The sequence below is a fragment of the Leifsonia sp. GW821-FHT13C05 genome, assembly GCF_058806515.1.
On record NZ_JBXAPT010000005.1, the window covers coordinates 125,801 to 145,883 of the forward strand.

General features: G+C 70.7%; 20 protein-coding genes. 12 read left to right on the forward strand and 8 right to left on the reverse strand.

All coding sequences use genetic code 11. The annotated features are described in order from the left end of the window. Positions 1 to 24 precede the first annotated feature (24 nt). Both AC1ROC_RS14630 and AC1ROC_RS14635 read right to left on the reverse strand, forming a co-directional pair. Positions 25 to 411, reverse strand: a complete 387-nt coding sequence (locus AC1ROC_RS14630) for an MmcQ/YjbR family DNA-binding protein (RefSeq protein WP_168688530.1) — start codon at positions 409 to 411, stop codon at positions 25 to 27. Between the two features lie 16 nt (positions 412 to 427). Then, entirely contained in the window at positions 428 to 1,204 is a 777-nt protein-coding gene (locus AC1ROC_RS14635) for a dienelactone hydrolase family protein (protein ID WP_085370663.1), read from the reverse strand. 168 nt (positions 1,205 to 1,372) lie between these two features. Here AC1ROC_RS14635 and AC1ROC_RS14640 point away from each other — a divergent pair, with 168 nt between their 5' ends. Both AC1ROC_RS14640 and AC1ROC_RS14645 read left to right on the forward strand, forming a co-directional pair. Continuing rightward, complete coding sequence (locus AC1ROC_RS14640) at positions 1,373 to 1,666, forward strand: GNAT family N-acetyltransferase (RefSeq protein WP_085370664.1); 294 nt, start codon at positions 1,373 to 1,375, stop codon at positions 1,664 to 1,666. A gap of 3 nt (positions 1,667 to 1,669) precedes the next feature. Beyond that, a complete protein-coding gene (locus AC1ROC_RS14645; protein ID WP_493001031.1) occupies positions 1,670 to 2,671 on the forward strand; it encodes a zinc-binding dehydrogenase in 1,002 nt (333 codons plus the stop codon). A 165-nt stretch (positions 2,672 to 2,836) separates the two neighbouring features. Here AC1ROC_RS14645 and AC1ROC_RS14650 read toward each other — a convergent pair whose 3' ends face one another. Together AC1ROC_RS14650 and AC1ROC_RS14655 are read right to left on the reverse strand one after the other, a co-directional pair. Then, the gene (locus AC1ROC_RS14650; protein WP_493001033.1) at positions 2,837 to 3,337 is read right to left on the reverse strand and encodes an SHOCT domain-containing protein; all 501 of its coding nucleotides are present in this window, start codon (positions 3,335 to 3,337) and stop codon (positions 2,837 to 2,839) included. 117 nt (positions 3,338 to 3,454) lie between these two features. Next, the gene (locus AC1ROC_RS14655; protein WP_256922074.1) at positions 3,455 to 3,676 is read right to left on the reverse strand and encodes a hypothetical protein; all 222 of its coding nucleotides are present in this window, start codon (positions 3,674 to 3,676) and stop codon (positions 3,455 to 3,457) included. A gap of 86 nt (positions 3,677 to 3,762) precedes the next feature. Here AC1ROC_RS14655 and AC1ROC_RS14660 point away from each other — a divergent pair, with 86 nt between their 5' ends. Further along, a complete protein-coding gene (locus AC1ROC_RS14660) occupies positions 3,763 to 4,737 on the forward strand; it encodes a helix-turn-helix domain-containing protein (protein WP_493001035.1) in 975 nt (324 codons plus the stop codon). A 38-nt stretch (positions 4,738 to 4,775) separates the two neighbouring features. After that, on the forward strand, positions 4,776 to 5,720 hold the full coding sequence (locus AC1ROC_RS14665; protein ID WP_493001037.1) for an NADP-dependent oxidoreductase: 945 nt from the start codon (positions 4,776 to 4,778) through the stop codon (positions 5,718 to 5,720). Between the two features lie 96 nt (positions 5,721 to 5,816). On the opposite strand, the gene AC1ROC_RS14670 is transcribed toward AC1ROC_RS14665, so the two are convergent. Both AC1ROC_RS14670 and AC1ROC_RS14675 read right to left on the reverse strand, forming a co-directional pair. Then, positions 5,817 to 6,089 (reverse strand): hypothetical protein, encoded by a 273-nt coding sequence (locus tag AC1ROC_RS14670; protein ID WP_434951347.1) that lies wholly within the window; start codon positions 6,087 to 6,089, stop codon positions 5,817 to 5,819. Between the two features lie 119 nt (positions 6,090 to 6,208). Continuing rightward, positions 6,209 to 6,382: a CsbD family protein gene (locus tag AC1ROC_RS14675; protein ID WP_085370669.1), complete on the reverse strand. Its 174-nt coding sequence runs from the start codon at positions 6,380 to 6,382 to the stop codon at positions 6,209 to 6,211. Between the two features lie 143 nt (positions 6,383 to 6,525). Between AC1ROC_RS14675 and treY the strand changes: the two genes are divergently transcribed. The 4 genes from treY to AC1ROC_RS14695 all read left to right on the forward strand — a co-directional run bounded on the left by treY (position 6,526) and on the right by AC1ROC_RS14695 (position 13,508). Then, the gene (gene treY, locus AC1ROC_RS14680; RefSeq protein WP_493001039.1) at positions 6,526 to 8,799 is read left to right on the forward strand and encodes a malto-oligosyltrehalose synthase; all 2,274 of its coding nucleotides are present in this window, start codon (positions 6,526 to 6,528) and stop codon (positions 8,797 to 8,799) included. Next, on the forward strand, positions 8,796 to 10,484 hold the full coding sequence (gene treZ / locus AC1ROC_RS14685) for a malto-oligosyltrehalose trehalohydrolase (RefSeq protein ID WP_493001041.1): 1,689 nt from the start codon (positions 8,796 to 8,798) through the stop codon (positions 10,482 to 10,484). Before treY ends, treZ begins: the two co-directional genes overlap by 4 nt. Positions 10,485 to 10,599: 115 nt before the next feature. Further along, entirely contained in the window at positions 10,600 to 12,639 is a 2,040-nt protein-coding gene (gene glgX, locus AC1ROC_RS14690; protein WP_493001043.1) for a glycogen debranching protein GlgX, read from the forward strand. After that, a complete protein-coding gene (locus AC1ROC_RS14695) occupies positions 12,639 to 13,508 on the forward strand; it encodes a serine/threonine-protein kinase (RefSeq protein WP_085370675.1) in 870 nt (289 codons plus the stop codon). Before glgX ends, AC1ROC_RS14695 begins: the two co-directional genes overlap by 1 nt. 2 nt (positions 13,509 to 13,510) lie before the next feature. Here the strand turns inward: AC1ROC_RS14695 and acs are convergent, their stop codons facing one another. Further along, entirely contained in the window at positions 13,511 to 15,499 is a 1,989-nt protein-coding gene (gene acs / locus AC1ROC_RS14700) for an acetate--CoA ligase (RefSeq protein WP_085370676.1), read from the reverse strand. Positions 15,500 to 15,597: 98 nt separating this feature from the next. Between acs and AC1ROC_RS14705 the strand changes: the two genes are divergently transcribed. From AC1ROC_RS14705 to AC1ROC_RS14715, 3 genes are all read left to right on the forward strand, one after another. Then, positions 15,598 to 16,161, forward strand: a complete 564-nt coding sequence (locus AC1ROC_RS14705) for a TetR/AcrR family transcriptional regulator (protein WP_085370677.1) — start codon at positions 15,598 to 15,600, stop codon at positions 16,159 to 16,161. A 106-nt stretch (positions 16,162 to 16,267) separates the two neighbouring features. Then, positions 16,268 to 17,701 carry a DHA2 family efflux MFS transporter permease subunit gene (locus AC1ROC_RS14710; protein WP_493001046.1) on the forward strand — a complete coding sequence of 478 codons (1,434 nt, stop codon included), beginning with the start codon at positions 16,268 to 16,270 and terminating at the stop codon, positions 17,699 to 17,701. 8 nt (positions 17,702 to 17,709) lie between these two features. Beyond that, entirely contained in the window at positions 17,710 to 18,720 is a 1,011-nt protein-coding gene (locus AC1ROC_RS14715; RefSeq protein ID WP_085370697.1) for a PHP domain-containing protein, read from the forward strand. Between the two features lie 30 nt (positions 18,721 to 18,750). Here the strand turns inward: AC1ROC_RS14715 and AC1ROC_RS14720 are convergent, their stop codons facing one another. Then, on the reverse strand, positions 18,751 to 19,482 hold the full coding sequence (locus tag AC1ROC_RS14720) for a hypothetical protein (RefSeq protein WP_493001048.1): 732 nt from the start codon (positions 19,480 to 19,482) through the stop codon (positions 18,751 to 18,753). Positions 19,483 to 19,648: 166 nt separating this feature from the next. Between AC1ROC_RS14720 and AC1ROC_RS14725 the strand changes: the two genes are divergently transcribed. Continuing rightward, complete coding sequence (locus AC1ROC_RS14725) at positions 19,649 to 19,990, forward strand: YciI family protein (RefSeq protein ID WP_493001050.1); 342 nt, start codon at positions 19,649 to 19,651, stop codon at positions 19,988 to 19,990. The last annotated feature ends 93 nt before the right edge of the window (positions 19,991 to 20,083 follow it).

Genomic DNA, 20,083 nt, shown 5'->3' on the forward strand with positions numbered 1-20,083 from the left:
GCTGCTCGCGGGCCGGATTAGAGCTTACATGACACCGTCGAGTACCGCCAATTGGCGCTTCAACGCCACCTGGCGGTAGGAGGTTTCGATCAGTTCGGCGACCTCTTTCCAGGTGGCGTCGTCGGCGGCCTGGTCGATGTCGATGCCCAGCCAGCCGGATGCTCCCCAGTATTTGGGCACGAAGAAGCGGGGGTCCTCGTGGAAGGCTTTCGCCTCGTCCGGGTCCGGCTTGAAGACCAGGGAGTATGGGCGCGCGAGGCCGCTTCCGGCGAGGGCGAAGACTTTCTTGCCTGCGCGGAAGGTGGGGCGTCCCCAGGTCTGGACCTCGACGGCGTCGGGGAAGCGGAGGCAGATGGCGCGCATCCGTTCGACGAACGGGTCGCCGTTTTCGAACAGTTCCGGGTGATCCATCTGGCGAGGGTACCGCTCAGGCGAACACCTCGTCGAGGAAACAGACCATCGCCCGCCAGCTGCGCGCGTCCGCCGTCGGGCGGTACCTGTCCGTTCCGGGGATCGTGAACGCGTGCGGCGCACCGGAGTATGTGGTCACCTGCCAGTCGACGTGCGGGGCGGTGCGCAGCTCGTTCTCGAACGCGACCACCGCATCCGGGGGCACCACGGGGTCGTCGCCGCCGGTCAGCACCAGGAGGGATGCGGCGATCGCCGCGGCGTCGGACGGATCGTGCGCGATCAGCCCGCCGTGGAACGACACGACACCGCGGGCGGGCGCTCCCGTGCGCGCGAACTCGATCGCGGCCGTACCGCCGAAGCAGTAGCCGATGACCGCGAGCCTGGCCGGGTCGACGGTGGGATGCTGCTGCAGCACCGTGAAGCCGGCGGCGACCCTGGTGCGCAGCAGCGCCAGGTCGTTGTAGTACTTCGCCGCCTCCGCGGGCGCCGCGTCACCCTGCGGTCGCACGCCGACGCCGTAGAGGTCGGCCGCGAACGCCACATAGCCGAGGCGGGCGAGCATCTGGGCGCGCATCCTGACCGTGTCGCCGACGCCGTGCCAGTCGTGCAGCAGGAGGACGGCCGGGCGGCGCTCGTCGGCCTGCGCATCCCTCGCCAGGTAGCCCTCGAGGGCCACCCCTTCGTGCTCGTAGCCGAGCGTCTCGGTCTCGATCACCGCCCTGTCGCGGATCGGCACCTGCGCGAGCAGCGCCTCATGGGCGGGCGAGAGGGGCGACGGGGAATCGAACGTCACAACAGCTCCAGAGTCTTCGGTGCACACGCGACGGATGTCGCCTGCGGCCTGGCCTGCTGTGGCTCGAACGCGGAAAGCGCGCGGAAGCCCGATCGGGTGCGGGTCGGGTTCCCACGGCGTCAGCCTACCTCGGGTTCCGTTCGTGCGCGACGGACGTACGATGGGCGCATGGCCACGGAGTTCAGCAATGAAACGGATGCGAAACGGTACGCCATGCACATCGACGGCGAGCTGGTCGGCGTGCTGGATTACAGCATCCTGGGCGGTTCGATCTCGCTGACGAGGGCGTTCACCACCCCCGCGAAACGCGGGAAAGGGTATGCGGCGCAGCTGGTCGAATACGCCGTGAACGACATCGAGGCGAACACCGAGCTGCGGATCGTCCCGATGTGCTGGTACGTCGCCGACTGGTTCGAGGCACACCAGGAGCGGTCGGGGCTGCTCGCCCGCAGGGCCGGCTGAACCGTGCCGGAGCGCACAGCGGCGCGGATCACCGCGTTCGGCGACGCCGACGTCGTCCAGCTCGTCGACGAGGAGGTGCGCGCACCGCGCGGCACCGAGGTGGTCGTGCGGGTCACCCACGCGTCCGTCGGATCGACGGACGTGCTCGCGCGCCGCGGGGGTTACGTCTTCCACCCGTTCCCCGGGTTCGTGCCCGGATACGACTTCGTCGGCGTGCTCGAGACCGAGTCGGCCGTCTCGGCCGTGCTGGGGCTGCGCGCCGGAGCGCGCGTTGCCGGGGTGCTCCCCGGAATGGGCGCGCACGCCACCCGACTGGTCATCCCCGCCTCGCTCCTCGCCCCCGTTCCGGACGGGCTCGACTCCGCGGTCGCCGCGACGGCGCCGCTCGACCTGGTGACCGCATCCCACTCCCTCCGGCTGGCGGAGGTGGATGCGGGCGGCAGCGTTCTCGTCCAGGGCGTCACCGGCCCGGTCGGTTCGTATGCCGCGCAGCTGGCAACGCGCGAGGGGCTGACGGTGTTCGGCAGCGCATCCACCCGTTCCAGGGAAGCGGCGGAGGCACTGGGCGTGACGTTCGTGGACTACACCGACCCGCTCTGGGCGGCGCGCGTCAAGAACGCGACGGACGGCGGGGCCGACGCGGCCATCGACCACACCGGGTCAGCGGAGGTGCTGACCGCCCTCTCGCCGCGCGGCACCTGGGTGCACACCGCGTTCGTCGGGCGCAGAGGACACGAGCGCGGCGACTCGCTGCGCGGCTCGCTCACCGCCGCAGCACACCGCTTCGGAGCGCAGCGGCAGCGGGTGTGCTCGGTGCCGGGGCTGGTCGCGACGAGACGCAACGACGACCGCCGCGACCTCACGGCACTGCTCGGGATGCTCGCCGCCGGCGAACTGACCGCCCCCGCTGTGGATGCGGTGCCGTTCGAGCGCATCCGGGATGCGCACCGCGCGGCCGACCGGGCACAGCGCGGCCGCAAGGTCGTCGTGACGATGCCGGAGTGACCGCGGCGGCCGGGAACCCCGCCCGGCGGGTAAGTAGCCGGCGCGGTCGAAAGGGCCCCTGGATCCCAGCGTCTGCGCCAGCCGACCCCTTAAGCAAACCTCTTTGCATACCGGTCGGTCAACACGGACCCCTTCTTCTGGGGCGCTCGCCGCGTCAGGGCTGCGTCAGGCAGCGGGCGGAGCAGGCGGTGCGGGCGGCGTCGGCGCGGGCGGCGCGGCGGGCGCCGCGGCGGCAGGCGCTGGCGCTGGCGGCGCTGCATGCGCCCCACCGGCGGCCCCTCCGTCGTGCGCGAGGGCGCGGGCCTTCAGGTGCGCGAACTCCTCCTGGGTGATGACACCCTGGTCGAGGAGCTGCTTGGCCTTGGCGATCTCGTCGGCCGGGCTCGTACTCGCGACGGTCCGGATGTACTGATCGGTCGCGCTCTGCACCTGACGCGCTTCCTTCTGGCTGCGCTCCGCCATGCCCGGCCCGCGTGCGATCAGGTAGACCAACGCGGTGAGGAACGGCACGAAGATCAGGAAGATGATCCACAGCGCCTTCCACCAGCCGTTGAGCTTGTGGTCGCGGAACAGGTCGCCCACGATCGAGAACAGCGCGAACAGGTACGCGATGAACGCGAAGCTCCAGAAGAAGAGCCAGATGATGTTCCAGAAGTTATCCCACATGATTCCCCACCCTCCGTGACCCCGGCCGAGGCGGGCCTGGGTATGCGCTGAGAGTAGCGCGGGAGGTTCGGCCCGTCTAGAGCGCTTTACGGCCGGTGTCCTGCGACGGCGGAGCGGTCAGCGGCCGGACTCGCGGGCGTCGCGCGCCGCGCTGAGGTCGGCGTATGCCCGCTCCGTCTCGCGGTCGACGCGCATCCCGCGCGCCTGCAGTGCTGCCGGAAGCCACTCGCTCAACACGAACCGCCGACGACGCGGGATGCGTTCGACCGCGCTCTCGGCGCCGGTCGCGTGGCCGATCCAGCCGTGTTCCATACCCTGTACGAAGATTCCCTGTGCCATGACATGAACGTTACGGAAGAAAACATTCGGCCACGAGATGGCTTTGGGTCTTCCTTCGCAAAGATTCGGCCAGTATGCTGACGGGCATGATCCGCTCTGTCGCAGTGCCGCTCATCGACGACTTCGCCATGTTCGAATTCGGCGTGGTCTGCGAGGTCTTCGGCCTCGACCGCAGCTACGCCGGCATCGAGCCGTTCGACTTCCGGGTGTGTGCGATCGAGCCCGGCGTCCCCATCCCGAACCCGACAGGAGCGCCGATCATCGCGCCGTACGGGCTGGAGGCGATGGACGACGCCGACCTGATCGCCGTGCCGGCCGCGCGCATCAGGGACGAGTACCCGCCCGAGTTGATCGACGCTCTGCGCCGCGCGGCCGACCGCGGCGCGATCCTGCTCAGCGTGTGCTCCGGCGCGTTCATCCTCGGCGCGGCCGGGCTGCTCGACGGCCGCAAGGTCACGACGCACTGGCGCTACGCCGACGCGCTCGCCCGGCGCTTCCCCGCCGCAGATGTCGACGCCGATGTGCTGTTCGTCGACGACGGCAACCTGATCACCAGCGCCGGCACCTCCGCCGGGGTGGATGCGAGCCTGCACCTGGTGCGCAGGGAGCTCGGCAGCGCGACGGCCAACTCCATCGCACGCAACATGGTCGTCCCTCCGCAGCGCGACGGCGGCCAGCGGCAGTACATCGAGCGGCCGGTGCCGGACTGTACGGACGACACCTTCACCGAACTGCTCGGCCACCTCACGGAGAACCTCGACGAGAACCACACGGTCAGCGGGCTCGCCGAGCGCGTGCACATGTCGACCCGCAGCTTCTCCCGCCGCTTCGTCGCGGAGACCGGGGTGTCGCCGATGCAGTGGCTGACCACCCAGCGCATCCTGCACGCTCGGCTGCTGCTGGAGACGACCGACCTGCCGGTGGATGAGGTGGCTCGCCAGTGCGGGTTCGCCAGCGCGACCCTGCTGCGCCACCACTTCGACGCGGAGGTCGGCGTCGCGCCGACGCGCTACCGCGCCGCGTTCGCCCGCCGCGAGCCCGCGCTCACGCCCGCCTCCTGAGTCGCGGTGCAGACAGGCATGAAGAACGAGGAGCGGTGATGGGGCAGCGGGTGCAGTACGAGCGGTTCGGCGGGCCGGAGGTGCTCGAGGTGGTGGAGGTTCCGCCGCTGACGGCGCCGGCGGGCGGCGTGGTGGTCGACGTGCGGGCGGCGGGAGTGAACCCGATCGACGGGAAGATCCGGTCTGCGCTGCGGCCGAGCGGTCCGATCACCGGGCCGCGCGGGCTCGGTTCCGACGCTGCCGGCGTCGTGTCCGAGGTCGGAGACGGCGTCACGGACTGGGCGGTGGGCGACGAGGTGGTGGTGCGCGGGGCGCACGGTGCGTACGCGAGCCAGCTCACCGCATCCACGGCCCAGCTGGTGCGGAAGCCGACGACGGTGACCTGGGAGCAGGCCGCCGCGATCGGGGTTCCGGTCAGCACGGCCTACCAGGCGCTGCGTTCGCTGGGCGTCGGGAAGGGGATGACGCTGCTCATCCACGGAGGCTCCGGCAGCGTGGGGCGCGCGGCGATCCAGTTCGCGACGCGTGACGGCGCCACCGTGGTGGCCACGGCGAGCGCGGGCAACCACGACGCCCTGCGCGCCCTCGGCGCGATCCCGGTGGAATACGGACCGGGGCTGGTCGATCGCCTGCGCACCACTGCCCCGCAGGGCTACGACCGCATCCTGGATGCGGTTGGCACCGACGAAGCGCTGGAGGCGTCCTTCGAACTGGTCGACGACCGCTCGCGGATCGGCACCATCGTGATGGGCGCACGCGCCGCCGAGTGGGGCATCCAGGCGTGGGCGGGTGGCAGTCCCGTTCCCCTCACACCGCAGGAGCAGGCGTGGCGGGAGGAGGCGTACGGAGTGGCGCTCGACCTGATCGCACGCGGCGAGTTCGTGGTCGAGATCGCGCGGACGTTCCCGCTGGCCGAGGCTGCGGAGGCGCAGCGGCTGGTGGAGTCCGGTCACCCCGGCGGGAAGGTCATCCTGCTGCCGTGACGAGGGGGCGCAGCGGAGAAGAGGCGCCGGCGGGTGCGCCATAACCCCCGTGACGGCGTCGACCAACACCGGCGCCTCGTGCCCAAAATACTACCATTAACCGGTCGTACGGTTTTTCGCTCCAGCCCTCGCCAGGGGGAGGTCGTCGCCCCGGTAGTGACGGATCCTGCGCCAGTTCCGGAGGGCCAGCTGGACGCAGATCGCGACGGTGAGAACACCGCACACGATCACTCCCCAGGCCCGCGGATTCTCGCCCTGCGTCGGGATGGCCACGGCGAGCGCACCGGTCGCGATCGCCGTCAGAACGGCGAACGACAGCCCGATACCCACTCCGCGCCAGGCCTTGGCGCGCTCCACACGGTCGCCCATTCTCCGGAATTTACTCCCGCACGGCGGTGAACGCCAGATGAACGCGCGGTGAAGAATCGGCGCAACGGAAAACGGCCGGACCCCGTTCAGGGGTCCGGCCGTCTCGCGTCGTGCTGGTGCTACTCCTTGAACGCGTCCTTGACCTTCTCGCCGGCGTTCTTCAGGTCGGCCTTGGTCTGGTCCGCCTTGCCCTCAGCTTCGAGGCGCTCGTTGCCGGTGGCCTTGCCAGCCGCTTCCTTGGCCTTGCCCCCTGCGTTCTCAGCAGCGTTGTGGATCTTGTCGTCGAGTCCCATGACGATCCTCCCTTTCTCACGCATTCGCGTCGGCTGTCCGCCGACCTGTGAACGACGCTCCCACTCCCCGCCCGTCGCTTCTACCCCCTTGCCAGGAACTTCGGAGAATGCGGGCCTTCCCAGCGGGGGCGGACGCGAAGAGGATGACAAACGTGAGCACCAGTAGCTATCGAATCCAGATCACCCCCGAATTCACCGTGCGCGATGCGGCGCAACTCCTCGGCTATCTGCGGAGGCTCGGCGTCGGCTGGGTGTACCTCTCCCCTCTCCTGGAGGCGGAGCCGGGATCCGCGCACGGCTACGACGTGATCGACCACTCCCGCGTCGACCCGGCCCGCGGAGGAGAGGATGCGCTGCGCGCGTTCTCCGACGCCGCCCACCGCCGCGGACTGCGGGTGCTCGTCGACATCGTGCCCAACCACGTCGGCGTCGCGACGCCGCGCCTGAACGCGTGGTGGTGGGATCTGCTCACGCACGGCCAGGACTCCGCGTACGCCGACCACTTCGACATCGACTGGGCGGCAGGAGGAGGGCGGGTGCGCATCCCGGTGCTGGGCAGCGACGACGACACCGCAGAGCTGCAGCTCGTCGACGGCGAGCTGCGCTACTACGAGCACCGCTTCCCCATCGCGCCGGGCACGGAGGGCGGGAGCCCCGCCGAGGTGCACGACCGCCAGCACTACGAGCTGGTCTCCTGGCGGCGCGCCGACCACGACCTCAACTACCGCCGGTTCTTCGCGGTGAACACGCTCGCCGGCATCCGGGTGGAGGACGAGAAGGTGTTCGACGACTCCCACGTCGAGATCGGCCGGTGGATGCGCGACGGCCTCGTCGACGGGCTCAGGGTCGACCACCCGGACGGCCTCGCCGACCCCGGAGGCTACCTGGAGCGCCTGGCCGCGCTCGCCGACGGCAAGCCGGTGTGGGTGGAGAAGATCATCGAGGGCGACGAGCGCATCCCGGACTGGCCGGTCAGCGGCACGACGGGGTACGACGCGCTGGCGCTGATCGACCGCGTCTTCGTCGACCAGGCGGGCGAGCAGGAACTCACCGAGCTCGCGGGCGACGCGGAGACGGACTGGGCGACGCTCGTGCACGACCGCAAGCGCGCCGTGGCCGACGGCATCCTGAACTCGGAGGTGCGCAGGATCGCCCGCCAGCTGGACGGCGGAGAGGCCGGGGAGGACACGGTCGACGCCATCGCCGAGCTGGCCGCCTGCTTCCCCGTCTACCGCAGCTACCTCCTGTTCGGTCTCGAACACCTGCACGCCGCACGGGATGCCGCACTCGCCTCGCGGCCGGACCTCGCCGACGCCATCGGCCGCGTCACCGAGCGCTTGTCCGACCCTGCCGAACCTGCGGCGGTCCGGTTCCAGCAGACCAGCGGGATGATCATGGCCAAGGGCGTCGAGGACAACGCCTTCTACCGGTACACGCGGCTCATCACGCTCACCGAGGTGGGGGCGGAGCCCGCGGAGTTCGCCGTGTCCGTCGCCACGTTCCACGAGCGGCAGGCCGACCGGCAGGCCCGTCTGCCCGAGTCGCTGACCACCCTGAGCACGCACGACACCAAGCGCGGAGAGGACACCCGCGCCCGCGTCTCCGCCCTGGCGGAGGTGCCGGAGGCGTGGGCGCGGTTCCTGCTGGAGGTGGGCGCCCGCGCATCCATCGGCGACCCGTCGCTGGAGGACGGACTGTGGCAGGCCGCGGTCGGCGCGTGGCCGATCTCGCGTGAGCGGTTGCGCGAATACGCGCTCAAGGCCGCCCGCGAGGCTGGGACGCGCACGTCGTGGACGGACGGGGACGCAGAGTTCGAGGAGCGCCTGCTCGGTCTGGTCGACGCGGCGTACGACGACGACATCGTGCGCGGGGAGATCGAGGCGATCGTCGCGCGGATCGACGCGGCGGGAGCATCCAACGGCCTCGGCGCCAAGCTGCTGCAGCTGCTCTCCCCCGGGATGCCGGACGTCTACCAGGGCAGCGAGCGCTGGGAGCAGTCGCTGGTCGACCCGGACAACCGGCGCCCGGTCGGCTTCGAGGTGGCGGATGCGCTGCTCGCCAGGATCGACGACGGCTGGCTGCCGGAGATCGACTCCTCCGGGGCCGCGAAGGTGCTCGTCACCTCGCGCGCTCTGCGCCTGCGCCGCGACCGGCCCGACCTGTTCACGACGTATCGGCCGGTGCTCGCGGAGGGCGGTCAGGCCGACCACCTCGTCGGCTTCGACCGCGGCGGCGCCATCGCGCTCGCAACCAGGCTCCCCATCGGCCTCTCCGCCGCTGGAGGCTGGGGAGACACGACCATCGACCTCGGAGGACAACGGATGCGCGACGAACTGACCGGCGCGGAGCACACGGGGGTCACCCCGCTGGCCAGGATCTTCGAGCGCTACCCCGTCGCGCTGCTGGTGGCGCTGTGAACCGGCGGTTCCCGGTGTGGGCGCCCGGCGCATCCACCGTCTCCCTGGTGGTCGGCCGCGGAGACAGCGGCGCGGAGCACGCCCTGACGCGCACGGACGACGGCTGGTGGCAGCTCGATGCGCCGCTGCCGGGCGACGCCCCGCTCGACTACGGCTTCGTGGTCGACGGAGACGGACCGCATCCCGACCCCCGGTCGCTGCGGCAGCCGCACGGCGTGCACGAGCTGAGCCGCGAGTTCGACCCGTCCGCGCACGAGTGGGCGGACGGAGCGTGGCGCGGCAGGGAGCTGACCGGCGCCGTGATCTACGAGCTGCACATCGGCACCTTCACCCCCACCGGAACGCTCGACTCCGCCGTCGCCCGGCTCGACCATCTCGTCGAGCTGGGGGTGGATGCGGTCGAGCTGCTGCCGGTCAACGCGTTCAACGGCGAGCACGGCTGGGGCTACGACGGCGTGCTCTGGTACGCGGTGCACGAGCCGTACGGCGGCCCAGCCGCATACCAGCGGTTCGTCGACGCCTGCCACGCCCGCGGCCTCGCGGTGATCCAGGACGTGGTCTACAACCATCTCGGCCCGAGCGGCAACTACCTGCCGGTCTACGGCCCGTATCTGGGCGACGGCCACAGCACCTGGGGAGCGTCGGTCAACCTCGACGGGCCGCAGTCCGACGAGGTGCGGCAGTACATCGTCGACAACGCCCTGTACTGGTTGCGCGAGCTGCACGTCGACGGGTTGCGACTGGATGCCGTCCACGCCATGCACGACGAACGCGCCGTGCACATCCTGGAGGAGCTGGCGACCAGGGTGGACGAGGCGAGCGCCGAGCTCGGCCGCCCGCTCACGCTGATCGCCGAGAGCGACCTCAACGACCCGCGCATCATCCGTGACCGCGCGCGCACCGGCTACGGCATCGGCGCCCAGTGGGACGACGACGTGCACCACGCCATCCACGCGAACCTCACCGGCGAGACCACCGGGTATTACGCCGACTTCGCGGGCGTGGCGTCGCTGGCGAAGGTGTTCGACCGCGGCTTCTTCCACGACGGCACGTGGTCGAGCTTCCGGGAACGCCATCACGGACGGCCACTGGATGCGGACATCCCGCACACCAGGCTCGTCGCGTTCAGCCAGGATCACGACCAGATCGGCAACAGGGCGGTCGGCGACCGGCTCACCGCCACGCTCACCCAGGAGCAACTGGCCGCCGCCGCGACGCTCACGCTGCTCGGGCCGTTCACGCCCATGCTGTTCATGGGTGAGGAGTGGGGCGCGACGACACCGTGGCAGTTCTTCACCTCGCACCCGGAGAAGGAGCTCGGCGAGGCGACGGCCCGCGGCCGGATCGCCGAGTTCGCGAAGATGGGCTGGGATCCCGACGTTGTCCCCGACCCGCAGGATCCGGAGACGTTCGAGCGTTCGCATCTCGACTGGTCCGAGCCGGAGCGGCAGGAGCACGCGCGGCTGCTCGCGTTCTACCGCGACCTCATCGCGCTGCGCCGCACCGTCCCCGCCGATGCGCGGGCGACGGACATCGTCGCAGACGGCGACGTGTTCTCGTTCACCAGGGGCGGGATGCGCGTGCAGGTGAACCTGCGCGGCGACCGCCTGCCGGAAAGTGCGGGCTCGGCCCCGGATGCGCTGCTCCGGTTCGGCGACGCCGTGCGGGTCGCGCCCGCGGGCTAGCGGACGCCCCCTCGCCTGTCAACGGGTGGCGGCAGGCGACGATGTCTAGATAATCTAACGATTCACCACGAGGCGAGGCTGGCATGAACACAACGGAATATCGAGCGGGACGCGCATGACCGAGCAGGCATCCCGTCGGTATCCGCTGGGGGTCACCCTGGTCGATGGCGGCGCCAACGTGGCGGTCTACAGCGAGCACGCGGACGCCGTATACGTCTGCGTCTTCGCCGACGACGGCAGGGAGACCAGGACCGAGCTGACCAAGCGCACGGCGCACGTCTTCCACGGCATCGTGCCGGGGCTCACGCCGGGCACGAAGTACGGGCTGCGGGTCTCCGGCCCGTGGGACCCGGAGAACGGGCTCCGCTTCAACGACAAGAAGGTGCTGCTCGACCCGCACGCCCGTGCTGTCACCGGGTCGTTCGACACCGGTCAGGCGGTGTTCGGGCACAGCCTGGACGACCCGGACCAGCTCGACGAGACCGACGGAGCGGGGCACGTCGCCCTGTCCGTCGTCATCGACCCGAACTCGTTCGACTGGGGAGACGACCGGCCGCCGGCGACCCCGCTCTCCGAGACGGTCGTCTACGAGACGCACGTGAAGGGCTTCACCAAGCTGCTCGACGAGGTGCCGGAGGACGCGCGCGGTACCTACGCCGGACTGGCGCATCCCGCTGCCATCGACAAGCTGACCTCGCTCGGCGTCACCGCCGTCGAGCTGATGCCCGTGCACCAGTTCCTGCAGGATGCGCACCTCCAGGAGAAGGGGCTGCGCAACTACTGGGGATACAACACGATCGGGTTCTTCGCCCCGCACGGCGAGTACGCCGCCTCCGGCGACGCCGGCCAGCAGGTGGACGAGTTCAAGGGCATGGTCAAGGCGCTGCACGCTGCCGGCCTCGAAGTGATCCTCGATGTGGTGTACAACCACACCGCCGAGGGCAACGACCTCGGCCCGACCCTCAGCTTCAAAGGCATCGACAACCCCGCGTATTACCGGCTCGTCGAAGACGACGCTGCGCACTACTTCGACACGACGGGCACCGGCAACAGCGTCAACGTCAGCCACCCCGCCGCGCTGCAGCTGATCATGGACTCGCTGCGCTACTGGGTCACCGAGATGCACGTCGACGGGTTCCGCTTCGACCTCGCGACCACCCTCACCCGGCAGGGTGGAGACGCCAGCCTGCACAGCGCGTTCCTCACCCTCGTGCAGCAGGACCCCACCCTCGCGACGGTCAAGCTGATCGCGGAGCCGTGGGACACCGCCGGATACCAGGTGGGCGGGTTCCCCGCCGGCTGGTCGGAGTGGAACGGGAAGTTCCGCGACGACGTGCGCGATTACTGGCGCGGCACGGACGGGATGCTCGCCACCCTCTCGCAGCGCGTGCTCGGCAGCCCGGACGTGTACGAGGACTCCCGCCGCTCCCCGCTGTCCAGCGTCAACTTCGTCACCGCCCACGACGGCTTCACCCTCGCCGACCTCACCAGCTACGACGAGAAGCACAACGAGGCGAACGGCGAGGACAACGCCGACGGCGAATCCGACAACCGCTCATGCAACAACGGCGTCGAGGGCCCGACGGACGACCCGGAGATCACCGCGAGGCGCACACGCCAGCGGAAGAACTTCCTCGCCACCGTGCTGCTCTCCGCCGGCGTGCCGATGGTCCTCGGCGGCGACGAGCTGGGGCGCACCCAGCAGGGCAACAACAACGCGTACTGCCAGGACAACGAGATCTCCTGGTTCCACTGGGAGGACGCGGACACCGAGCTGCGCGACTTCACCACCGCGCTCATCCGGTTGCGCAGGGCGGAGCCGGCTCTGCGCCCTGACTGGTACCGGCAGGCGCCGGAGACGGGCGCGACGGACACGGTGCACATCGTGCGCGCAGACGGCGAGCCGTTCTCCGACGAGGACTGGGAGGACGCGGACGCCAAGTCGATCGCGTTCGAGCTGCGCCACGCCGGGTCGGACAGCTTCCTGCTGCTGCTCAACGCGTCGGAGAACGGCGTCGACTTCGCCCTCCCGGAGACCGACGGAGGGGCATGGGAGCTGGAACTGTCGAGCGACCTCGAGCTCGCGGTCGAGCATCCGGAGTCCCTGATCGTGGGCGAGACCTCGTTCGCGCTGCTGCGTTCGCGGGCCGGCTGATGTCCGAGCACGAAGTGCCCGCCCTCCTCGGCCGGTACCGGCCGCACACCCTCATCGGCAGGGGCGGGGAGGCACGGGTGTTCCGCGCCACGGACGAGCTCCTCGACCGCGAGGTCGCCATCAAGGTCTACCGCTCCGGCGGCGAGGAGGAGATGCTGCAGTACCGCAGGGAGCAGGCGGCGCTCGCGCGGCTCAGCCACCACGGCATCGTGTCCCTGATCGACGCCGGCGTCGACTACTCGGCGCTCGACGACCCCCGGCCGTTCCTGGTGATGGAGCTGGTGTCGGGGACCGACCTGCAGACCGCGATCGTGGAGCGCACCCTCGCCGAGCGGGAGATCGCCGAGATCGCCTACGACGTGTCGGAGGCGCTCGAATACGTGCACGCCAACGGGGTGGTGCACCGCGACATCAAGCCGTCGAACATCATGCTGGTGTCCTACGGCACCACGACGTTCCGCGCACGGGCGCGCATCACCGACTTCGGCATCGCCAGCGGGATCATCGGGCCGGAGCCGGACGAGAACGGCACGACGACCGGCACGGCCGCCTACCTGAGCCCGGAGCAGGCGTCGCGCGAGCACGCCACCCCGGCCAGCGACGTGTACTCGCTCGGCCTCGTGCTGCTGGAGTGCTTCACGCGCACGGTCACCTTCCCCGGCTCCGCCGTGGAGTCCGCCCTGGCGCGGCTGCGGACCGACCCGCCCATCCCGAGCGACCTGCCCGGCCAGTGGACGGCGCTGCTGACGGCCATGACCGCGCGCGACCCCCTCGCCCGGCCGCCGTTCGCAACGCTCACCGCCGCATTCCGCGACGCGGTCATCGAGTCCGACGGTGTTCACGCCTCCGCCGGCGTTTCGCGCGACTAGGTTCAGACCCGGTTCTGCAGCAGGGCGCGGATGGTGTGGGGCACCGTCTCGTCCTGGAGGGAGGTGGCGTCTCCGAGAGGGCGGCCGTCGAAGAGGTCGACGAGGAGCCTGCGCATGATCTTGCCCGAGCGGGTCTTGGGGAGGTCGGGGACGATGACGATGTGGCGCGGCTTAGCGATGGCGCCGATCTCGCGCGTCACCTGATCGCGCAGCACCTGCTCGCTGGGCGGCTGCTCGGCGGACGCCTGGCCGCTCGGCACGACGAACGCGGCGACGGCCTGGCCGGTGGTCGCGTCGTCGACGCCGACGACGGCGGCCTCCCCGACCTGGGGATGCGCGACCAGCGCCGACTCGATCTCGATCGTCGACAGGCGGTGCCCCGACACGTTGATCACGTCGTCCAGGCGGCCGAGCAACCAGATGTAGCCGTCCTCGTCCACGGCGGCGCCGTCACCGGCGAGGAAGTAGCCGTGCTCGGCGAACGTGGCCCAGTACGAGTCCCGGTAGCGCTCCGGGTTGCCCCACACCGTGCGCGCCATCGACGGCCAGGTGCCGTCGATCACGATGGAGCCGCCGGAGCCGCGCGGGACGTCCACGCCGTTCTCGTCCACGACACGCACCGTCACGCCGGGCACGGCCGTGGTCGCCGATCCGGGTTTCAGCGCTGTCACCCCGGGCAGCGGCGCGACGATGGCGGAGCCGGACTCCGACTGCCACCAGGTGTCGACCACGGGAGCGCTTCCCGCACCGAGCTGCTCCCTGAACCACACCCACGCCTCCGGGTTGATGGCCTCGCCGACCGTGCCGAGCAGCCGGATGCTCGACAGCTCCCAGCCGTCGCCCAGTCCGTCCGGGAACCAGGTCATGAACGTCCGGATGAGCGTCGGCGCCGTGTAGTACGTGGTGACCCCGTAGCGCTCGATGATCTCGAAGTGCCTCCCGGGATGCGGGGTGTTCGGCGTCCCCTCGTAGATGACGGAGGTGGCTCCGTTGGAGAACGGACCGTAGAGCACGTAGGTGTGCGCCGTCACCCAGGCGAGGTCGGCCGTGCACCAGTACACGTCGGATTCCTTGGCGTCGAACAGCGCCCAGTGGCTCCACGACGCCTGGGTGAGGTAGCCGCCCGTCGTGTGCACGACGCCCTTCGGCGTGCCGGTCGTGCCGGACGTGTAGATGATGAACAGCGGCGTCTCCGCGTCGAAGAACTCCGGCTCGTGGGTGTCCGGCGCCGCATCCACGATGTCGTGCCACCAGACATCGCGGCCCTCCTGCCACGGGATGTCCGGGGTCAGGTCGCCGGTGCGGCGCACCACGAGCACGTGCTCGATGGCGTTGTCCCCCGCGACGGCCGCGTCGGCGTTGGCCTTCACCGGAACCGCTGTGCCGCGCCGGAACTGGCCGTCGGAGGTGACGAGCAGCTTCGCGCCGGTGTCCTCCACCCGGAAGCGCAGCGCCTCCGCCGAGAACCCGCCGAACACGAGCGAGTGGATGGCGCCGACGCGCGCGATGGCGAGCGTGATGACGATGGTCTCCGGGATCACCGGCAGGTAGACGACCACCCGGTCGCCCGGCCCGATGCCGAGGGCCGTGAGCGCGTTGGCCGCCTTCGCGACCCGGCGCTGCAGCTCGGCGTATGTGATGGTCTCCGTGTCGCCCGGCTCTCCGACGAAGTGGATGGCGACCCTGTCCCCGTTGCCGGCGTCCACGTGCCGGTCGACGCAGTTGACGGCGGCGTTCAGCCGGCCGCCCGCGAACCACTCGGCGCGCGGGATGCTCAGCTCGCCGTCCGTGCCGGCGGTCGCGGGCTCCCAGGTGTGAGCGGTGCGCCACGGCTCCGCCCAGTCCAGCCGCGCGGCCTGACGCTCCCAGAACGCGACGGGGTCGCTGGCGTCGTCGAACGCATCCGCCCCCACGTTCGCCTGCGCCGCGAACGCGTCGGTCGGCGGATAGAGGCGCGTCTCGCGGCCGAGGTTCTCGATGGTGGAGCTCACCCTCCGACGCTAGCGGCGGGGGCCGCGGCCGGGCGCTGGGCGGCGTAAGGGGACGTAACGCTTGACCGCGCGCAAAGAGTGAGTGTACAGTCACTCACATGTCTTCCTCCTCGCGCTCCACCCTCTCGACCGCCGAAGAACGGCGCGAGACCGTGATCGCCAGCGCCATCGACGTGTTCGGGGCGTCCGGCTACCTCGGCACCCCGATCTCGGCGGTCGCCGAGCATGCCCGGATCTCCCCCGCATACGTGTTCAAGCTGTTCCCCGGCAAGGAGAAGCTGTTCGTGGCCGCCCTGGATCGCTGCTTCGACCGCATCGAGGACGCCCTCGACACGGGCGCGGCGGCGAGCGCGAGCCAGTCGCCCTCCGACATCCTCTACACGATGGGGGACGCATACGCGGAGCTCATCGCGGACCGCTCGCTGCTCATGCTCCAGGTACACGCCCAGTCGGCAGCAGCAGAGCCGGAGATCGGCGCGTCCCTGCGGCGGGGCATGGCCAGGATCACCCGCTTCACCAAGACGCGCTCCGGCGCGACGGACGACGAGGTGCAGCGCTTCATCGCCTTCGGGCAGCTGTGCCACCTCATCGTGACCGCCGGGATCGAGAGCGACTCGTCCGACTGGGCCCGCATCCTCACCGCGGGCATCCGGCACCCGTAGCCGCCCCTCCCCCGCTCCCCTCCTTCTCGCACTTCTCATCGCACCATTCGTTTTTCACACCCAGAAGAGTGACTGATCAGTCACTCACTATCGGAAGGAATCGCTCATGTCCCTCGAATCCACCACCGTCGGCGCCCCGGCCGTCACCCGCAGCGCGCATCGCTGGTGGGCGCTCGGCGTGCTCGCCCTCGCCCAGTTCCTCGTCGTGCTCGACGCCTCCATCGTGAACATCGCCCTCCCGGCGCTCGGCACGCAGCTCCACCTCGACACCGCCGCGCTCGCGTGGGTCATCACCGCGTACGTGCTCCCCTTCGGCGGGCTCCTCCTGCTCGGTGGGCGACTCGCCGACCGCTACGGCCACCGCCGCGTCTTCCTGATCGGCGTCGCCGGCTTCGTGGTCGCGTCCGCCATCGCCGGGCTCTCGGTGAGCGGCGGGATGCTGCTCGCGGCCCGCGCCGTCCAGGGCGCATCCGCCGCTCTGCTCGCGCCGGCCTCCCTCGCGCTGGTCACCCAGCTGTTCGTCACCGGACGGGACCGCGCGAAGGTTCTCGGCGTCTGGGGCGCCGTCGCCGGGATCGGGAGCGCGGCCGGCGTGCTCCTCGGCGGCGTGCTCACCGCGCTGCTCGGCTGGCAGGCCGTGTTCTTCGTGAACGTGCCGGTGGGCATCGTGGTGCTCGTCGCCATCCCGTTCCTGGTCGGTCGCGATCCGGCCGGCGACCGCCAGCGCATGGACATCGCGGGGGCGGCCACGATCACCGCAGGGCTCACCGCGCTCGTCGCCGCACTCAGCTTCGCCGGTCAGCTCGGCTGGGCGAGCCCGGTCACCCTCGGCACCTCGGCCGCCGCGCTCGCCCTCCTGGCCGCGTTCGTGCTGGTCGAACGGCGCGCTGCACATCCGCTGGTGCCTTTCGCGTTCTTCCGCAACAGGGACGCAGCCACCGGCAACGTCGTCATGCTCCTCGCCGGAGGTGCGACGACAGCACTCTTCTTCGCCCTCTCCGTCTACCTGCAAGAGGTGCTCGGCTACGACGCCCTCACCGCGGGAATCAGCCAGCTCCCCCTCGCCGGGTCGCTCGTGGTGATCGCCGCCGTCGTGCCGGCCCTGATCGCCAAGCTCGGACTGCGGCCGACCCTCGTGGCCGCCCTCGTGGTCTTCGCCGGCGGGATGCTCTGGCTCGCCGCCGCAGGACCGCACGCCTCGTTCGTGGGCGGGCTGCTCGGCCCGAGCATCCTGATCGGCGCCGGGCTGGGAGCAGGCTTCATCACGGCCACGCAGCTCGCGGTCGACGGCGCAACCGCCCAGGACTCCGGACTCGCGAGCGGGCTCGTCAACACCAGCCAGCAGATTGGAGGGGCGCTCGGACTGGCGGTCCTCGGCAGCGTGGCGGCCGCCCGCACCACGGCGGGACTCAGCGCCGGCGACCCTGCTGCCACCGCGGTCTCCGACGGCTTCTCCCTGCTGTTCGTCGGAACCGCCGTCCTCGCGATCATCGGCGCGGTCGTCGTCGTCCTGCTGCGTCAGCGCCGAACGGGAGCATGATGGTCTCCATGGATGCTGTCGACGCCCTGAACGAGATCGCCTTCTGGCTGGAACGGGAACTCGCCCCCACGTTCAAAGTGCAGGCCTTCCGGAGGGCGGCGGGCACCATCGCCCCGCTCAGCGCCGACGAGCTGCGGGAGCGCGTGGCGGACGGGCGGCTGAAGCGCACGAAGGGCATCGGCGACCGCACCTTCCAGGTGATCTCGCAGGCGGTGGACGGACAGGTGCCGGACTACCTGGCCGATCTGCGCGAGAAGAACGCGCATCCACTGGCCGAGGGCGGCGACGAGTTGCGGGCAGCGCTGCGCGGAGACCTGCACGCGCACACCGAGTGGTCGGACGGCACGACGCCGATCGAGGCGATGGCCGCGGCGGCCGCGACGCTCGGCCGCGAGTACCAGGCGATCACCGACCACTCGCCCAACCTCACCGTCGCCAACGGGCTGAGCGCCGAACGTCTCGCCGAACAGCTCGACGTGATCGCGGCGCTCGACACCGGGAGCGTGCAACTGCTCACCGGGATCGAGGTGGACATCCTGGAGAGCGGAGAGCTCGACCAGACGCCCGAGCTGCTCGGCAGGCTCGACGTGGTGGTCGCGAGCGTGCACTCCAAGCTGCGCTCGGACAAGGCCACGATGACCGCCAGGATGCTCGGCGGCATCCGCGACCCGCACACCAACGTGCTCGGGCACTGCACGGGACGGCTGGTCTCCGGTTCGCGCGGCACCCGGCCGCCGTCGGAGTTCGACGCGGAGCGGGTGTTCGCCGCGTGCGCGGAGAACGATGTCGCGGTGGAGATCAACTCGCGGCCGGAACGGCAGGACCCGCCGGACGACCTCATCCAGCTGGCCCTGGCGGCCGGATGCGTGTTCAGCATCGACACCGACGCCCACGCTCCCGGCCAGCTCGACTTCCTCGCGTACGGTGCGGCCCGTGCCGCCGCCAACGGCGTCCCCGCCGACCGCATCGTCACCACCTGGCCGCTCCCCCGCCTCCGCGCCTGGCTCGCCGCCAAATAGGCGAGGCGGACCGGGGGTCGGGGCCCGGGGTCAGTTGCCCCAGGCGGAGGCGGGCGCCTTGACCAGCTGCACGGGGGCGGTGCTCCAGTGGGAGCCGTTGCCGTAGTGGCTGGTGGCCCACGGAGACGCCCAGATGGCCGCGGCGGTCGCGTCGGCGGAGGTGCCGGCCGTGAGGCCCGCCACGATGCCCGGGTAGCCGCGCTGCAGGTTCTTCGCCGCGTACTCTGCGGCGGTGGTGAGGTCCGGATAGCTGCCGAGACCAGCCCCTCCACCGGAGCCGTAGCCGTTGTTCAGCGGATTGTTGCGGTTCCACCAGTCGGGAGGACCGTTCTCCTGGCGCATCCAGCGCAGCATCACCTGCACGTTCGCGTCGGTCTGCGGCCACCCGCCGAACATCAGGACGAGCTTCGCCCAGTCGGCGTTCGTGCCGTTGTTGCTGAGGGTCTGCACGCCGTCGGTCGCGGAGAGCTGGTCGCGGGCGACGACCGGGGCGGCGATGGTCGCATCCACGTCGATGCGCTGCGCGGGGGTGTGCTTCGGCGCATCCGTGCCGGGGGCGACGGTACTGACCGGGGCGGCCAGAGTCGCCGCGAGGGCGGCATCCGTCGGCACGATCGAGAAGCCGGTGATGAGCGCCAGGACGGCGAGCGTCACGCCGATCCTGTGGTGCACGGGCACCCTCGGCCCCGGCGTGCGCAGGGCAGCACGGCGTTCCGCCGAGCGGCGGCCATGACTGCGGGGGCTGGTGGATGCGGACTGCATACCCGTTCGAGGGTAGCAAAGGCCCGCGGAAAGGTCACCGGGATCCGCGGATTCGGTGCAGCGCGCGCCTGAGCGTGCGTACATTCTGGGAAGGACCGCTCACGAGCTGTCGAATCGGCCGCACCCCGTTCGACGTGAAGGAGACAGAGCCGATAAGGAGACGACGATGAAGTATCTGCTGACGATCTACAACACCGACGAGTTCGTGACCAGGATGGAGACAGACCTGAAAGACGAGTTCGAGCGGGCGCACCAGGAGCTCCAGCGCGAGCTGACGGCGAGCGGCGAGCTGGTCGATACCCAAGAGCTCAGCGTGACGGACGCGCGTGTGGTGAGGACCGATGCCCACGGCGTGCACGTCACCGACGGGCCGTTCACCGAGTGCAAGGAGTTCGTCGGCGGCTACTACCTGGTCGACGTCTCCGGCATCGACAGGGCGGTCGAGCTGGCGGCGCGGTTCGTCGAAGCGCGCTTCGCGCCGGTCGAGGTGCGGGCGCTCGGGGCGTAGCCGCATCCGGAGACGAGATCGGCGGCGGCGCTCGCTACCCGAAAGCTCGCGCCGCCGCCACAAACCGGGAGTGCAGTTCTGCCGTCCGTCCCG

What these genes read in the sequence shown, in the direction of transcription:
- AC1ROC_RS14670 (WP_434951347.1), bottom strand. Translation starts at nt 6,089, where the DNA reads ATGGGCGACCGTGTGGAGCGCGCCAAGGCCTGGCGCGGAGTGGGTATC.
- AC1ROC_RS14695 (WP_085370675.1), top strand. Translation starts at nt 12,639, where the DNA reads ATGTCCGAGCACGAAGTGCCCGCCCTCCTCGGCCGGTACCGGCCGCAC.
- AC1ROC_RS14660 (WP_493001035.1), top strand. Translation starts at nt 3,763, where the DNA reads ATGATCCGCTCTGTCGCAGTGCCGCTCATCGACGACTTCGCCATGTTC.
- AC1ROC_RS14655 (WP_256922074.1), bottom strand. Translation starts at nt 3,676, where the DNA reads ATGGCACAGGGAATCTTCGTACAGGGTATGGAACACGGCTGGATCGGC.
- AC1ROC_RS14640 (WP_085370664.1), top strand. Translation starts at nt 1,373, where the DNA reads ATGGCCACGGAGTTCAGCAATGAAACGGATGCGAAACGGTACGCCATG.
- glgX (WP_493001043.1), top strand. Translation starts at nt 10,600, where the DNA reads ATGACCGAGCAGGCATCCCGTCGGTATCCGCTGGGGGTCACCCTGGTC.
- AC1ROC_RS14630 (WP_168688530.1), bottom strand. Translation starts at nt 411, where the DNA reads ATGGATCACCCGGAACTGTTCGAAAACGGCGACCCGTTCGTCGAACGG.
- AC1ROC_RS14675 (WP_085370669.1), bottom strand. Translation starts at nt 6,382, where the DNA reads ATGGGACTCGACGACAAGATCCACAACGCTGCTGAGAACGCAGGGGGC.
- treY (WP_493001039.1), top strand. Translation starts at nt 6,526, where the DNA reads ATGACAAACGTGAGCACCAGTAGCTATCGAATCCAGATCACCCCCGAA.
- AC1ROC_RS14720 (WP_493001048.1), bottom strand. Translation starts at nt 19,482, where the DNA reads ATGCAGTCCGCATCCACCAGCCCCCGCAGTCATGGCCGCCGCTCGGCG.
- AC1ROC_RS14725 (WP_493001050.1), top strand. Translation starts at nt 19,649, where the DNA reads ATGAAGTATCTGCTGACGATCTACAACACCGACGAGTTCGTGACCAGG.
- AC1ROC_RS14715 (WP_085370697.1), top strand. Translation starts at nt 17,710, where the DNA reads ATGGATGCTGTCGACGCCCTGAACGAGATCGCCTTCTGGCTGGAACGG.
- AC1ROC_RS14650 (WP_493001033.1), bottom strand. Translation starts at nt 3,337, where the DNA reads ATGTGGGATAACTTCTGGAACATCATCTGGCTCTTCTTCTGGAGCTTC.
- AC1ROC_RS14710 (WP_493001046.1), top strand. Translation starts at nt 16,268, where the DNA reads ATGTCCCTCGAATCCACCACCGTCGGCGCCCCGGCCGTCACCCGCAGC.
- AC1ROC_RS14665 (WP_493001037.1), top strand. Translation starts at nt 4,776, where the DNA reads ATGGGGCAGCGGGTGCAGTACGAGCGGTTCGGCGGGCCGGAGGTGCTC.
- AC1ROC_RS14705 (WP_085370677.1), top strand. Translation starts at nt 15,598, where the DNA reads ATGTCTTCCTCCTCGCGCTCCACCCTCTCGACCGCCGAAGAACGGCGC.